Genomic DNA, 14,299 nt, shown 5'->3' with positions numbered 1-14,299 from the left:
TTTTTGTTATAAAGGATCTCTTACAAAGTTTCTGGTGGCACATTCTTTAAATAGCTTTTTATCGTTAACCTTACCGTTTTTACCCTCATAGGTATAGACATTATCTGCTGTCAAACCGCATAATTTTTTTATTTTTTCAGCTTGATCAGCAGATAATCTTTGCCAATACTCGCTCTTACCTAAAAAACCCCAGTAAGCTCTTACATAAATCTTTTTACCATTTTCTATTGTTCTAGCTTTTATATGATAGTATTTACCATCATGTGGATTTAGAACCGCACCATCTGTATATAGTGGACCTTTACCTTTAGCAGGATCTCCAGAGTCAGTTTTTTTAGCATTCCAAACAAATTCTAAGCCTTGATATTTATCTTTGCCACTTGAATAATCATAAATATTACCATAAGCATCTCCTTTTCCACACTTTTCACAGTAAATAATTGGTTCATGGATTATGTCATCATCAACATTTGATAATGGTACATAGACTTTGGCATTTAAATTACCATACTGATTATAATAAGCATGAATAACAGCAACATTTGTTTTTGTAACATTATCTCGCTGCAACCAATAGCCAGTAGCATAGAGATTTTGCCAATCTTCTTCTGTATAAGCAAAAGAAAATACAAAAATAGTAACGATTATAACAATCAACTTACACAACATTATTAAAGATTATTTAGATTAACTTTTAGAAAAATAGTATAAAGAAAATTTGTAATTATATAAACTAATTAGACTGGACTTTTAACACCAAATTGACCAACTGGATAATTAGTACACATGCTTGTGACTTTTGTATCACTATTCGTATACTGACCATCAGCAGTAACACCGCAATCTGTCTTGACTTTTTCATAGTCAGCTTTTGTTATTCTCTTCCAATGCGCAGATTTACTACCTAACTCTTTACCCCAAACAATATATGCGGCTTTGGCAAACATAGTATCCCCACCATCTTGGACTTGGACTTCTGAGGAGTAAACTTTACCATCATTCGGGTTTATTACCCCACCATTTTTATAAACATCACTTTTTTGGTTAGCAACAGCTGTTCCAGCTTCTGGTTGCATATTACCTGCAAATACAAAACATTCTAAAGGTGCATTTTTACCTCTATAGTTAAAACCATTATAAGAGCCATTAGAACAATTATAGCAGGTAGCCCTTGGTTTAGTAGGCTTACCAGATGAATCAACATACATTAGCGGCACTACGATTTCCACCTGTAGTGTACCTTTTTTACCATACTTATCGTTCTTAGCAAAATATGTATGGATAATACCTTCAGGTATACCACGACCAGCATCGTTATCCTCATCAAACTGAACCCAATAACCTTCTGGAGATAGTTTGTCTGTTGAATTGGACTTATCAACATCTGCTGCAAAAGACATTGCTGTAGTTCCAAAAACTGCAATTGCTATCAACACTAAGATTTTTGATTCTTTCATTACCTACTCTTTTTTTTCATAAATACATTTTTTTGCTTAATTTCTCGATAGTAACAAACAAGCGATTTTTATTCAAATATACTTAATAACTATTATTAACAATTTTATAAAAAAAGCTTATAATTTAAACTATAAAAAATAACTTTTTAATAATTTTTGCTAGCAAAAGTCATAATAAATTTTGGTGGTAGTATTTCTGTGAAGCTCACCACTGGTGAAAAAGTTTCAGCATTACAGCGTAGTCACCTAAAGGGAAAACTTACAGTTGGTGATGATGTCGAATTAGAATACACAAATTCCACTTATGTAATTACTAAACTACTTGATAGAAAAAATCTAATATCACGTCCAAATCAATATCAGCGTAAAAATAAAAATATTGCTGCTAATATTGATAATGCCGTGATTATTCTCGCGCATTCACCTGCTCCAGTTGAACATTACATTGATAGATATTTAGCTGCTCTCCACAATAGTGATATTGAACCTATAATAGTCATCAATAAGATTGATGATCAGTCTCAAGATGATAAACAACATCTACAAAATATTGTAGATATATACAAAAATATAGATTACAAGATTTTTTATATATCAGCAAAGAATAACATTGGAATAAATCAGTTAGTTCATACTCTTGCTAATAAGACAGCTATTTTTTTAGGACAGTCTGGAGTTGGTAAGTCTGAAACACTAAACACAATACTTGGTGAAAAAATCACTGCCACAACTGAGGTTCCAGGCTCGACCAAAAAGGGGTGTCATACAACAACTTGCTCAACCCTGTATGAAATTAATGACACTACGAATATTATTGATTCTCCAGGTATTAGAGAGTTTGGACTTTGGCATATCTCACAAGAAGAGCTTTTCGATAGTTTTCTAGATTTCAAAAAATACAGAGGAATGTGTCAATTTAGAAACTGCTCACATAGAGAAGGAGCGAAAGGTTGTGAAATAGTCAAACAAGTTAATCTTGGTAATATCAACCTTATTCGTTTTAAGAATTATCATAGAATACTAGCAGAAATTAAAAAATAAAAACAAAATACATCCATTATTATCAACCAATCAGCTACAGCTAATACCCTTCAAATTGAATATAATTTTTCACTAATCTAATATCAAGCTAAAAGAAAAGATAATATTTATAAGAATTATTTATTTTTTTGAGGATTATAATACTTCGGTGTAAATTCTATGCCATATTTAACATTCATCCATATTCTACTAATAAAGCTTTGCATTTTTGCATCATGGATATTAAGAACATACATTTTCTTAATCATCTCATCAGTAGGTCTGATATTAGTATTATCAAATATATCATCTAGATATTTTTTGTTTTGCGTAACAGCATTGGGTTGATACAAATAATTACTATTTTGTGCTGATACATATGGATCTATGATATAGTTCATCAAAGCATAAGCTTTATCTAAATCTTTAGCTCCTTTTGGTATCATTAGCATATCAAACCAAATATTAGTACCCTCTTTAGGGATAACATACGCAAGTGTGACATCTGGATTCACTGACTTTGCTCTTTCTACAGATCTAACTACATCACCAGAATAGCCCATAACTAAACAAAGGTTACCTGCAGTGAAATCATTTTGATACTTATTACTATCAAAATATTTAATATATGGACGCACATTTCTAATAATATCTAAAGCTGCTTTTTCATACGCAGCTTTGTTATTCGTATTTGGATCAATACCATGATAGAAAAAATAATTTCCAAATATTTGCTCTGGTTCATCAAGTAACGAAACTCCACATGGAGCTATTTGTTTGAGGTATTTTTTATCAAAAACATACTTCCAGCTATTAGGAACCACGTCTTTACCAAGTCTTTGCTCTATTTTTTGTTTGTTATACGCTAACCCTGTTGTTCCATAACTATATACCATAGCATAGTTATTACCTGGATCATTTATCTGTGAAACTTTATCATAAATTACTTTATTACGATATTTTAGATTTGGTAGCTTTGATTTATCAAGTTTGATAAGAGCATTAGATACTATTTCGCTATTTAGATATAGTGCACCTTGCTCGATTAGATCAAAACCAGATGATCCTGTCATTATTTTAGCACGAGTCATATTATCGTCAGAGGTATAAATATACTTGACTCTAGTATTAGATAGTTCTGAAAAGCATGGTACTATATTAGGAGATATATAGTTTGCCCAGTTAGTAAAATTTAACTGTGTTCTAGTTTGTGTAGCTGTGATAGGAGTTTTAAGAATTTTATTATCACAAATGTATGAATCATCTTTTGAATATACCAAATTAAACAAGCTAACTATCAGGCCAATAATAAAAACCTTTCGTTTCATAAAAGCAACACACACTCTAGTTGTTATAAAATAACTTTAAGTATATACTAAAGCGTGGTATTGAAGAAATAAATAAGTAAAATAATGGAACAAATTATTAGTAGTAAAAAGTTTGGTCTTATTAGATTAATAATGATAAATATTATTGCTGTTGATAGCTTAAGAAATATTTCTATCACTGCTCAAGCAGGCTGGATCGTTATAACTTTTTATATTTTAGCAGGAATTTTCTTCTTGATTCCATGTGCACTACTAACAGCGGAGATGTCTACAGGCTCTTCACAAGAAACTGGTGGTATATATATCTGGGTTAAAAAGGCATTTGGTAAAAGATTAGGTTTTTTAGTTATCTGGTTACAGTGGGTTTACAACTTAGTTTGGTTTCCATCTATTTGCGGTTTTTTTGCCGGAGTGATTGCTTATGTCATAGCACCGCTAATAGGACAAGATGCTAATCAATTAGTCGCTAATCCATGGTATATGATATCAATGAGTTTAGTGATGTTTTGGAGTGCCACAGCAATTAATTTATTTGGCATCAAAACATCAAGTACAATAAGTACACTTGGTGCCATTATTGGTACACTTTTACCAATGTTTATTATCATCATAATAGCAATAATATGGTCAATATCTCATGCTGCTGAGCTTGTTGTACCAAATATTTCTGACTTTATTCCATCAGGTAAGAATATCAGTAGCTGGGCTTTATTTATAACAGTAATGTTTAGCCTTTTTGGTTTAGAAATGAGCGCTATACACGCAGCAAATGTTAAAAATGCTAAGAAAAACTTCCCTCGTGCCCTACTAATTTCTGGTTCAATAATATTAGGGTCTTTGATTTTATTAAATATTGCGGTGATATTAGTAAGTAGTCAGTTACAAATTGGTGATGTTGATATCGTTACAGGTCTGATGGTTTCTTTCCACTACTTCTTTAGTCAAATTAATATGCCATGGATGACTTATATAATCGCAGTAACGCTGATATTTGGTGCATTTACAACAACGTCGGCCTGGATTATGGGATTATCTAGAGCTTTTATGGTTGTTAGTAATGACAACGTCTTGCCACAAATATTTGGTAGAACAAATAAGAATGATGCTCCTGATACTATACTTATTACTCAGGCACTTGTTTTTACTGTATTTTGTTTCTCATATATTTTTATGCCATCAGTAAATGAAGCATATTGGTATCTTAGTGATTTAACTGCACAACTAGCAGTGATAGCATATATCTTGATGTTTATCACCGCTGTAAAACTAAAAATCAGTTCGCCACTTCAAGAAGGTCAATACGAAATATGGAAGGGTTCTTTTGGAACTATTATAATGGCTTTGTTAGGATGCTTTAGCTGTTTAGTAGCGATAATTGTTGGATTTATTCCCATAGATAATATGGCTATTTCAGTTTTAAACTTTGATATGATGCTTATTATCGGTGTTGTCATTGCACTAATTATTCCAGCAGTTATAGCCATTAAAAAATAAATCTATTACCTATAAAAAACTTTAACACTCTAAAAATATTCAAATATTGTCTAAAACTGTTACAATATCAACACTTTAATTGACAATTTTCTATATAATAAATGCTTTTAAAAACTATAAAAGATTGGTACCAAAACAGATATCAAAATAATGAGCCAATAGTATTTGTTGGTTTAATGCTATTTTTTTATCTAATTTTAACTTTTTTAGGTGATTATATAGCTCCAATACTGGCTGCACTAGTAATTGCATATCTACTTGATACTTTTGTAAATATTTTACAAAAAGTTACTAAGCTTAAGCGTATAGTTTTAGTATACATTGTTTATATTATGTTTTTGATAGCACTTCTATCACTAATATTTATATTACTACCAATTATCATTAATCAGCTTATTGACTTTGTAAAACAAGCTTCACATATATTATCAAGTTTAAAAACTAGTTTAGAGGAACTATCAGCAAAATATCCTACAATCCTTACAGAAGAACGTATAAATTTTATCGTAAGTTGGTTTGATAGTATTGATTGGAAAAAAATTAGCTCAAATGTTGGTTCTTTTATTTTACAAAACACTGCAACAACATTACCAGTTTTATTTTCTGTACTAATTTATCTGTTTCTAGTACCATTAATGGTTTTTTATTTTCTCAAAGATAAAGAAAAAATGATTAATTGGTTTAAATCATTTTTACCAGAAAAAAATGGTGCTTTATACTATGTTTGGAATGATCTAAAACCAAAACTAGCTGACTATGTAAGAGGAAAGGCAATCGAACTTATTATCGTTTCTACTCTTACATATATTGGTTTTGCCTACTTTGATCTAAACTATGCGGTACTTTTAGCTGTTGGAGTTGGCTTATCAGTAATAATTCCTTATGTTGGCATGGTAATTATTACAATTCCTGTTGTAATGGTAGGAATTTTGCAGTTTGGCTTAAATGGTACTTTTGTATCAATGTTGATAGTGTTTTTTATAATCCAAGCACTTGATGGTAATTTGTTAGTACCTCTACTTTTTTCAGAAGTTCTAGATATGCATCCCGTAGGTGTTGTTTCGGCAATTCTCATATTTGGTGGTATATGGGGGCTATGGGGAATATTCTTTGCAATACCACTAGGTCTGCTATTTATCTCAGGTGTAAATATGTTTAGAAATCATCTGAAAGGTAAAAAAGCTCAGGCTGATATAAATCTATGCTAATCAAACAAAAAAAATTGATAACAATATCTTTAGTACTCTACTAGCTAAAGGCTATAATTCTTTTACGGCAAAAATAATCTCAGCTAAAGTAAGAGGAATAGATAATATTGAGCTAATATTAAATGGTTCAATCAAAGGTTTATCATCACCATTTTTATTCAAAGATATTGAAAAAGCTGTATAAAGACTCTATCAGGCACTACAAAATAATAAAGTTACTGGATTAGAAACTGATCATGACTGTGATGGTCAGACTTCACACGCAATTTTATATGAAGCTTTAACAAAAATATTTGGTTACGCTAAAGAAAAAATCCGCTCATATATTGGTCATAGATTAAAGGAAGGTTATTGGTTTATTAGAAGTCGCACATTCAAAAAAAACTTACTCAAGAAGCCATAATAGCTCAATCGCATAAATTAAGTCAGCAAAAAACTCATGTATACTTCTGGAGGATGGTCATTCTAGAATTCATGGCATATCAGCAAGTAGAATTAAAGAAATGTTTGGTAAACAAGTAATTATTTTCTCCAAACGTAAAAGATCAGCACTAAGCATAGACAATATTCATATCAAAACTCTATCTAGATAGATAGTATAGCTGTTAAACAACCACAACTAATCATTAAATATGATGGTCATAAAGGTACTGGCAGGCTTAACAATAAAAAATCTGATTTTAAAACAACTTCTATCAGTTATTTGAAAGCGAAATAACTTTGTTACTAAGCAAAATATAATTCTCAAGCCTAGCATGTATGATCTTGAACTTGAAAAGCATCATTTTAACTTAGAAACTTTAGATAAAATAGATGCTTTAGAACCTTTTGGCGGAAAATTTGAAAAACCTTTGTTTTGTAATCAATTTATGACTTAAAATTTACGCTTTATTGGTAAAGATAAAATTCATACTCAGCTAGTATTACGCTATAAAAATCTATCATCAATCAAAACAATATGGTTTAATGCTACTTACAATAAAATACTAGACCAGCTAGCTATCGGCGACTATGTAAAAGCCTGCTATGAGTTACAAAAAGAAAAATTCTTAAGATAGGTAAGTCTATCACTTAATATTAAAACTATAGAAAAATGAAAAATCATCACTACATAAAAACGCAACTTAACCAATATATAGATGATATAAAAATTGAATATTTTCCAACTATAGATTCAACAAATGACTACTTATTAGCAACAAATTTGACACATAAATATCACTTTTGTTATGTAGATAAGCAAACAAAAGGTCGTGGTCGTCGTGGTGATAAGTGGATTTCTGAAGATAAAGATAATATCTACTCAACATTAGCATTTCATTGTAATTCTGCTATCACAGCTGATTCACTTAAAAGTATCAAAATAGCCTTAGGGGTCTTAGTAGCTATCAAAAAATATATACCCAAAAATCTACGACAATACCTAAAAATAAAATTACCAAATGATATTTATTTTCAAGATCAAAAACTTGCTGGGATACTCATAGAAACTAAAAATATCAAAAAATATGGTTTTGATATTATTATTGGTGTAGGTATTAATGTCAATATGACAAATACTGATGAAAATATTGATCGCGAATGGACATCTTTATCAAACATAAATAACCAACAATTAAACTCCTCTAGGGTTATAGTTGATTTAGTTAAAAGAATTATTTATAGCTTTAATACAAGTGATACCACTGCGCTAGCACAATTAGCTAATTATGATTATATCTTAGATAAAAAAATTATTTTTAACTATGCTAATCAAAGCTATCAAGGTATCACCAAAGGTATTTCTAAAGATCTTAGACTAAAAATCATAGATGAAAATAATAATTATTGTAAATTTGAATTAGCTAATATTAATAAAATTAGAGTTATAAAATGAATTTAGAAAATATTAAAAAACGCGCTGAATATCTTACAAAGATTCGTAATTTTTTCAAAAATTTAGATGTCCTAGAAGTAGATACCCCTCTAGCATATGATTATGCGGTTACTGATCCATTTATAGATGTATTTGTTATAAATACATTAGCTGGAAAAAAGTATCTGCAAAGCTCTCCAGAATATGCAATGAAAAGATTACTTGCAGCTGGTAGTGGTAGTATTTATCAAATTTGTAAAGCTTTTCGTGATGAACCTTGTGATAAGTTACATAATCATGAATTCACAATTATAGAATGGTATTGTGTAGATATAGATTACTTTCAACTAATGCAGGAAATGCAAAAGTTATTTGCTATACTCAAAGCAAATTTAGAGTTTATCTACTTAAGCTATCAAGAAGCATTTCAAAAATATTGTAACATTAATCCACACGATATTTGTTTATCTGAACTACAAGTACTAGTTAGAGAAAATGTTGGTGAAATTCATGGCTTTAAAAATCCAACTATAGCAGATTGCTTAGATATTCTTTTTAGTTATAAAATAGAAAAAAACCTCAATCAGCAAAATACTGTTTATTTTATCTATGACTATACAGTCCACCAGTCAGCTCTAGCTAGAATAATTAATGATAAAAATAATCAATTAGTTGCCGCAAGATTTGAAGTTTTTTATAATGGTATAGAACTAGCAAATGGTTACTATGAACTTATAGATAAAAAAGAGCAATTAAAGCGCTTTGAGAATGATCTTGCAACAAGAAAACAACAACAAAAGTCTCTTTTAGATATTGATACTAAACTTCTAGAGTGTTTAGAAAATATTCCTGAATGTTCCGGAGTTGCTTTAGGCTTTGATAGACTACTTATGAGTTTAGAGGGTATTAGCGATATAAAAAATCTCAGTATTTTAGATTAGATTATTAATATTTGTAGCAGCGTAACTGGATTTATCGCAGACTCTATATTTAAGTCGTTTAATTCTTTAGCAATATTTAATAAAAATTTCATCATGAACATTTATAAAATCACTAAAAAAACTTTATTAACCATCGCATAAATTTGTATATTAATGCCACTACTACCAAAACTTCCCTCTGACTTACCAGAAATAGAAATATTGATACATCCTGATGCTAATGAGACTGCTAGAGTTTTATTTTGATCAATATTTGAATGTGATTTAATTATTTCTAATTTTTTTTGTTTAAAAATAGTAATTTTATCGATATTTTTTATAATCAATAGTTATAAACTGTACTATGCGTATATGCATTTGACAAAGTATTCAGAAATACCGAGTTTGGTATATGCATTGGTGCTGTTTCATAATTATCAACTTTTAGTATAGTTAAAGTGCCAATTTTTTTTGATGGTACCACTAAATAAATTTGTCAGAAGAGTACTTTTGAAAGATTAAGGCCAGCAAAAGCAACCTCACTAAAAGCCCATTAAGCTGTAAGAGGCACACGAAAAGCTACCAAAATCTTACTACTGATAACCACTATAGCGCTAAGTTTTCTAAGGCTTTAAATATAGCATTGATATCTTTAAAATCTCATAATCATCTTTTTTCTGCTTTTTTATTTCCTATATATAGCAATATTTTTACTTTTATACAAAAACCTAAATCAACTAATAATAATTGTTAAATAAATACAAAAATCAAAAATTTTATCCGAGCATGAAACAATAACTTTTTTATAATCTAGTAAATAAACTATAACAGGTAAACCAACACAGGTAAAAATACGACCAAATATTTAATATAGTGTCAGCTTAAATGATTTTACAAATGAATATCTAATTGTATTTTAATGCTTAATTACTAAAAAGACTTTCTAGTAAAGATTATAAACTATGCTAAGAACTAAACCATATAACAAAGTCAATCAAAAGTTAATATACGTAGTAGAATAGTTCTCAACTCTTAGTAGTATGTTATTTTAAAGATTCATTTTATAAATTATGTATATCCAAAACTTTATATTTGTATCTAACTATTTTCTGATTGCTGTTGTGTTGTCTCATCATCAATCACGACATTATTTATATTTGCAGTGGTGTATGAGCTACTAATGTTTTTGGCGCAAATGCTGAAGTATCTGTAGCTGCTGGTAGCTGAATAGCTTGATTACTATTTGTATTATCATTAGTTTTTTCATTACTAGTATTTGAAGGTAGAGATGGCTGTTGTTGCTTAGAATTATCAATATCATAATTGATAGGAGTATAAATAATAGCAGTCTTTGAATTTTCTGGAGTTATAGTATTGATGTTTTTTTTAATATGTTGAGTTACTAAAATAATGATTGCTATTGCTATTACTAGTATTATTAATCTATTGATATAGTCAAAAAACTTTAACTTACCATAGCGGGATTTTTTATAATAAAGGATATCTATTTTATTAAGTATCGATATTATTTTTTTCTCAGGAACCTCTAAGTATTCACAATATCTCCTAATTTGATTCTTAAGTACACTACTAGAATTTAGTAATAGACTATCATTATCAGCTTCTTCTATAAGTTGTATAGTTTCTACTGATAAATTAATAGCATCAGCTATAGTTTCTCGTTTAAGCTGTCGAGAACCTCTAACACTTTTTAGAAAAGTTTGAAAATTATGCATAAAATTTTACGATTAACTAATTATTTAATAAATAATAGTCAATTATATAAGAAAAAAAGTAGAAATTAAATGCAGATGTAATATAAGATAGATTTAGTTATTTAGCTTTGTTTTTTTGCTCTAATAATTTCTCTAAGAAGTGAATATTAGTTCCACCCTTAATAAAATCTTCATTATTTAGAATCTCTTGATGAAGTGGTATATTTGTATTAATACCATTAATCACCATTTCTTCTAAAGCCGCACACATTTTCTGTAACGCTGTCTCTCTATTATGACCACGCACAATAACCTTAGCTATCATTGAGTCATAGTTTGGGGGAACAACGTAACCTGAATATATATGTGAGTCTACACGCACTCTCGGCCCTGCTGGCGGATGATACATATCAATCTTACCAGGTGAAGGAATCATTCTTTCAGGATCTTCTGCATTTATTCTACACTCAATTGCATGTCCTACTATAGCTATGTCTTCTTGCTTCCAGCTTAAACCTTCACCATTAGCAACTCTGATTTGCTCTTTGATAAGGTCTGTAGAAGTAATTGACTCAGTAACAGGATGCTCTACCTGAATTCTAGTATTCATCTCAATAAAGTAGAACTCACCATCCTCATACAAGAATTCAAAAGTACCCGCCCCACGATATTTTAATATCTTACATGCGCTAACACACTGCTCACCAATACGCTTTCTTTCCTCATCAGTAAGACCAATTGCTGGAGCTTCTTCAATAACTTTTTGGTGTCTTCTTTGAGTAGAGCAATCTCTTTCAAATAGGTATACGGCATTACCTTCACCATCACCAAAAACTTGGATTTCAATATGGCGAGGATTTTCTAGGAATTTTTCCATATAAACCATATCATTATTAAAAGCTATTCTCGCTTCACTCTTTGTTAGAGAAATAGCACTAATAAGATCTTCTTTCTTTCTAACAATACTCATCCCGCGACCACCGCCACCACCAGCAGCTTTAATTATAACTGGGTAGCCAATTTTATCAGCAATTTCTAAGTTTTTCTTTTCATCACTTCCTAATGGACCACCTGAACCTGGTACGCATGGGACACCAGCTTTTTTCATGTATTTGATAGCTTCAACTTTATTACCCATTATCTCTATACTTTCTGCACGTGGGCCGATGAATATGAAGCCACTCTCTTCAACAGCTTTAGCAAATTTTGCATTTTCTGATAAGAAACCATAACCTGGATGTATCGCATCAGCATTAGTAATTTCAGCAGCAGTTATAATAGCTTGGATATTTAGATAACTAAGATTAGGAGCAGGAGGACCTATACAAACTGCTTCATCAGCTAGTTTAACATGCATAAGGTTAGCATCAGCTGTAGAATACACAGCAACTATCTTAATTTCCAGCTCTCTACAAGCTCTTAAAATCCTAAGAGCTATCTCACCTCTATTGGCAATTAGTATTTTTTTAATCATTTTGTATTACCTTTAAAAAAGTTTATACTATGAAGTGTCTCTATTTCAATTATCACTTATAGCTTATTATTCAATAATAAATAGAGGTTGATCAAACTGAACAGGCTCACCATCTTTAGCAATCACTTTAACAATTTTACCTGCTCTTTCTGCTTCAATCTTATTCATAATTTTCATTGCTTCGATAATGCATAGCACATCACCTTTTTTAACTTCTTGACCTTCCTTAACATAAGGAGCAGCATCTGGTGAAGATGCACTATAGAAAGTACCCACCATTGGAGACTTAATCTCTTCACCATGTATTTCTTCAACTGTATCTGCTGGTGCTACTGGAGTAACTGTTGAAGTAGCAGTAGGAGTCGCTAAAGCTGGAGCAACGCTGCTAACAACAGGTGCAGTAGAAACTACACCTGTAATAGCTGCTGTATTATTTTTTGTCATAAAGATGCTTGAACAACCATCTTTAACTCTGATTTCCTTTATATCACTTGAGTTAAGAATTTCAGCCACTCTATCAATCGCTTTTAGTAAGTCCATTTTTTCTACTCTCCTTTCATTATTTATATAATTTATTGCTTCTATTAAAGCTAACATGTAACCATTTGGCCCAAACCCAAATATACATCCATAAGCTATATCTGATAGAAGCGATTTAGTCCTAAACTCTTCCCTATTATATATATTAGACAAATGTATTTCAATAAAAGGCTTATTTATAGCTAAAAAAGCATCTCTTATTGCAACACTTGTATATGTGTAAGCCGCGGGATTTATAATGATAATTTTTGCAGCTGTCTGCTGTATTTTATCTACAATTTCACCCTCATGATTACTCTGGTAAAAATCAATACTTATATTATTCTTTTTGGCAGTTTCTAACAAATTATTGTTAATATCAGTTAAAGTCTTATGACCATAAAACTTTGGTTGTCGAGCACCTAATAGATTAAGATTTGGGCCATTAATAACTAAAATATCCATATATCTAAATATCCTTATAGCTTCTGAGTGCTTTGACTGCATACTTTTTATCTGTCTCAATACAATAACAACTAAGCTTACCTCCAAATACGCATCCTGTATCTAAAGCTATTACATTGTTATCTTTTGTCTCACCTTTGATAGCTGCCCAGTGTCCAAAGATTATCTTATAGTTATTTGTAAATTTCTTATGCTTTAATTTGAACCATGGTTTAAAGTTTTCAGGTATCTGATCGATAGTTAAACTAAATTTAAGGTTCAAACGACCATTTTTATCAATAGTTCTCATCCTTGTGAAGTAGTTCAGAATACATAACCATCTTTCAATACCCTCTAATTCCTTATCCCATTTATCACCTTCATTGTTAAAAAGATTTGCTAATAAAAGTCTTCTAGTTGTTTGGTTTTTTAGCACAAACTCTACTTCATTTGCCCTTTTCATTGCTTTTTTAGGTGACCAAATATGTGGAATTCCTGCGTGAGTTATAAAAATATCATCAATTCTTATTAAAAGATTTTGATTACACAACCAATCTTGAATCTCCTTTAGATTTTTTGCTTTGATAACATCATTAAAGGTATTTTTATTGTTTGATGGTAAATAATCATAACTAACGGCTAAAAATAATATTTCATGATTACCTAAAGTAACCTGCGCTGAACTGCCCAAAGACATGATAAAGTTTATAGTCTCAAGAGACTTATGACCTTTATTAATAATATCACCAGCAAAAATAAGTCTATCTTTTTGTATATCAAAATTTATCTTTTGTAGTAATAATTGCAGTTCATCGTAACAGCCCTGTACATCACCAATAACATATGTAGCCATCTTGTTGTTATG

General features: G+C 30.4%; 11 protein-coding genes and 4 pseudogenes. 6 read left to right on the top strand and 9 right to left on the bottom strand.

The features are described from left to right. Nucleotides 1-6: 6 nt before the first annotated feature. Together FSC845_RS04620 and FSC845_RS04615 are read right to left on the bottom strand one after the other, a co-directional pair. Nucleotides 7-669: a DUF2147 domain-containing protein gene (locus FSC845_RS04620; RefSeq protein ID WP_064460919.1), complete on the bottom strand. Its 663-nt coding sequence runs from the start codon at nucleotides 667-669 to the stop codon at nucleotides 7-9. A gap of 68 nt (nucleotides 670-737) precedes the next feature. After that, nucleotides 738-1,457 (bottom strand): DUF2147 domain-containing protein, encoded by a 720-nt coding sequence (locus tag FSC845_RS04615; protein ID WP_064460918.1) that lies wholly within the window; start codon nucleotides 1,455-1,457, stop codon nucleotides 738-740. Nucleotides 1,458-1,613: 156 nt separating this feature from the next. Here FSC845_RS04615 and rsgA point away from each other — a divergent pair, with 156 nt between their 5' ends. Beyond that, the gene (gene rsgA / locus FSC845_RS04610; RefSeq protein ID WP_064460917.1) at nucleotides 1,614-2,498 is read left to right on the top strand and encodes a ribosome small subunit-dependent GTPase A; all 885 of its coding nucleotides are present in this window, start codon (nucleotides 1,614-1,616) and stop codon (nucleotides 2,496-2,498) included. 116 nt (nucleotides 2,499-2,614) lie between these two features. Here the strand turns inward: rsgA and FSC845_RS04605 are convergent, their stop codons facing one another. After that, nucleotides 2,615-3,805, bottom strand: a complete 1,191-nt coding sequence (locus tag FSC845_RS04605) for a polyamine ABC transporter substrate-binding protein (RefSeq protein ID WP_064460916.1) — start codon at nucleotides 3,803-3,805, stop codon at nucleotides 2,615-2,617. Nucleotides 3,806-3,889: 84 nt separating this feature from the next. On the opposite strand from FSC845_RS04605, the gene gadC reads away from it, so the two are divergent. The 5 genes and pseudogenes from gadC to epmA all read left to right on the top strand — a co-directional run bounded on the left by gadC (nucleotide 3,890) and on the right by epmA (nucleotide 9,303). Continuing rightward, nucleotides 3,890-5,299 (top strand): glutamate transporter GadC, encoded by a 1,410-nt coding sequence (gene gadC, locus FSC845_RS04600; RefSeq protein ID WP_064460915.1) that lies wholly within the window; start codon nucleotides 3,890-3,892, stop codon nucleotides 5,297-5,299. A gap of 101 nt (nucleotides 5,300-5,400) precedes the next feature. Beyond that, nucleotides 5,401-6,507, top strand: coding sequence for an AI-2E family transporter (locus FSC845_RS04595; protein ID WP_064460914.1), 1,107 nt, complete (start codon nucleotides 5,401-5,403; stop codon nucleotides 6,505-6,507). Continuing rightward, nucleotides 6,501-7,565, top strand: a pseudogene (locus FSC845_RS08890) (hypothetical protein). The gene FSC845_RS04595 and the pseudogene FSC845_RS08890 overlap by 7 nt, the downstream one beginning before the upstream one ends. A 35-nt stretch (nucleotides 7,566-7,600) precedes the next feature. After that, nucleotides 7,601-8,383 carry a biotin--[acetyl-CoA-carboxylase] ligase gene (locus FSC845_RS04585; RefSeq protein ID WP_064460913.1) on the top strand — a complete coding sequence of 261 codons (783 nt, stop codon included), beginning with the start codon at nucleotides 7,601-7,603 and terminating at the stop codon, nucleotides 8,381-8,383. Continuing rightward, nucleotides 8,380-9,303 carry an EF-P lysine aminoacylase EpmA gene (gene epmA, locus FSC845_RS04580; protein ID WP_064460912.1) on the top strand — a complete coding sequence of 308 codons (924 nt, stop codon included), beginning with the start codon at nucleotides 8,380-8,382 and terminating at the stop codon, nucleotides 9,301-9,303. The genes FSC845_RS04585 and epmA overlap by 4 nt, the downstream gene beginning before the upstream one ends. On the opposite strand, the pseudogene FSC845_RS10080 reads toward epmA, so the two are convergent. From FSC845_RS10080 to FSC845_RS04550, 6 genes and pseudogenes are all read right to left on the bottom strand, one after another. After that, nucleotides 9,300-10,324, bottom strand: a pseudogene (locus FSC845_RS10080) (mechanosensitive ion channel protein MscS). The gene epmA and the pseudogene FSC845_RS10080 overlap by 4 nt on opposite strands. A gap of 56 nt (nucleotides 10,325-10,380) precedes the next feature. Continuing rightward, nucleotides 10,381-11,018, bottom strand: a pseudogene (locus FSC845_RS04570) (helix-turn-helix domain-containing protein). 97 nt (nucleotides 11,019-11,115) lie between these two features. Then, nucleotides 11,116-12,471 carry an acetyl-CoA carboxylase biotin carboxylase subunit gene (gene accC, locus FSC845_RS04565; protein ID WP_064460911.1) on the bottom strand — a complete coding sequence of 452 codons (1,356 nt, stop codon included), beginning with the start codon at nucleotides 12,469-12,471 and terminating at the stop codon, nucleotides 11,116-11,118. A gap of 66 nt (nucleotides 12,472-12,537) precedes the next feature. Next, nucleotides 12,538-13,011 (bottom strand): acetyl-CoA carboxylase biotin carboxyl carrier protein, encoded by a 474-nt coding sequence (gene accB / locus FSC845_RS04560; RefSeq protein ID WP_064461734.1) that lies wholly within the window; start codon nucleotides 13,009-13,011, stop codon nucleotides 12,538-12,540. 5 nt (nucleotides 13,012-13,016) lie between these two features. Then, nucleotides 13,017-13,455 (bottom strand): annotated as a pseudogene (gene aroQ / locus FSC845_RS04555) (type II 3-dehydroquinate dehydratase). A 4-nt stretch (nucleotides 13,456-13,459) separates the two neighbouring features. Continuing rightward, a complete protein-coding gene (locus FSC845_RS04550; RefSeq protein WP_064460910.1) occupies nucleotides 13,460-14,287 on the bottom strand; it encodes a symmetrical bis(5'-nucleosyl)-tetraphosphatase in 828 nt (275 codons plus the stop codon). Nucleotides 14,288-14,299: the final 12 nt, after the last annotated feature.

This window comes from Francisella persica ATCC VR-331 (genome assembly GCF_001653955.1).
GTDB classification, from domain to species: Bacteria; Pseudomonadota; Gammaproteobacteria; order Francisellales; family Francisellaceae; genus Francisella; species Francisella persica.
This window is presented reverse-complemented; position numbering and strand designations above follow the sequence as displayed.

Excerpts from the sequence above, each read along its gene's own strand:
- FSC845_RS04620 (WP_064460919.1), bottom strand. The coding sequence starts at position 669 with ATGTTGTGTAAGTTGATTGTTATAATCGTTACTATTTTTGTATTTTCT.
- FSC845_RS04615 (WP_064460918.1), bottom strand. The coding sequence starts at position 1,457 with ATGAAAGAATCAAAAATCTTAGTGTTGATAGCAATTGCAGTTTTTGGA.
- FSC845_RS04605 (WP_064460916.1), bottom strand. The coding sequence starts at position 3,805 with ATGAAACGAAAGGTTTTTATTATTGGCCTGATAGTTAGCTTGTTTAAT.
- gadC (WP_064460915.1), top strand. The coding sequence starts at position 3,890 with ATGGAACAAATTATTAGTAGTAAAAAGTTTGGTCTTATTAGATTAATA.
- FSC845_RS04595 (WP_064460914.1), top strand. The coding sequence starts at position 5,401 with ATGCTTTTAAAAACTATAAAAGATTGGTACCAAAACAGATATCAAAAT.
- FSC845_RS04585 (WP_064460913.1), top strand. The coding sequence starts at position 7,601 with ATGAAAAATCATCACTACATAAAAACGCAACTTAACCAATATATAGAT.
- epmA (WP_064460912.1), top strand. The coding sequence starts at position 8,380 with ATGAATTTAGAAAATATTAAAAAACGCGCTGAATATCTTACAAAGATT.
- accC (WP_064460911.1), bottom strand. The coding sequence starts at position 12,471 with ATGATTAAAAAAATACTAATTGCCAATAGAGGTGAGATAGCTCTTAGG.
- accB (WP_064461734.1), bottom strand. The coding sequence starts at position 13,011 with ATGGACTTACTAAAAGCGATTGATAGAGTGGCTGAAATTCTTAACTCA.
- FSC845_RS04550 (WP_064460910.1), bottom strand. The coding sequence starts at position 14,287 with ATGGCTACATATGTTATTGGTGATGTACAGGGCTGTTACGATGAACTG.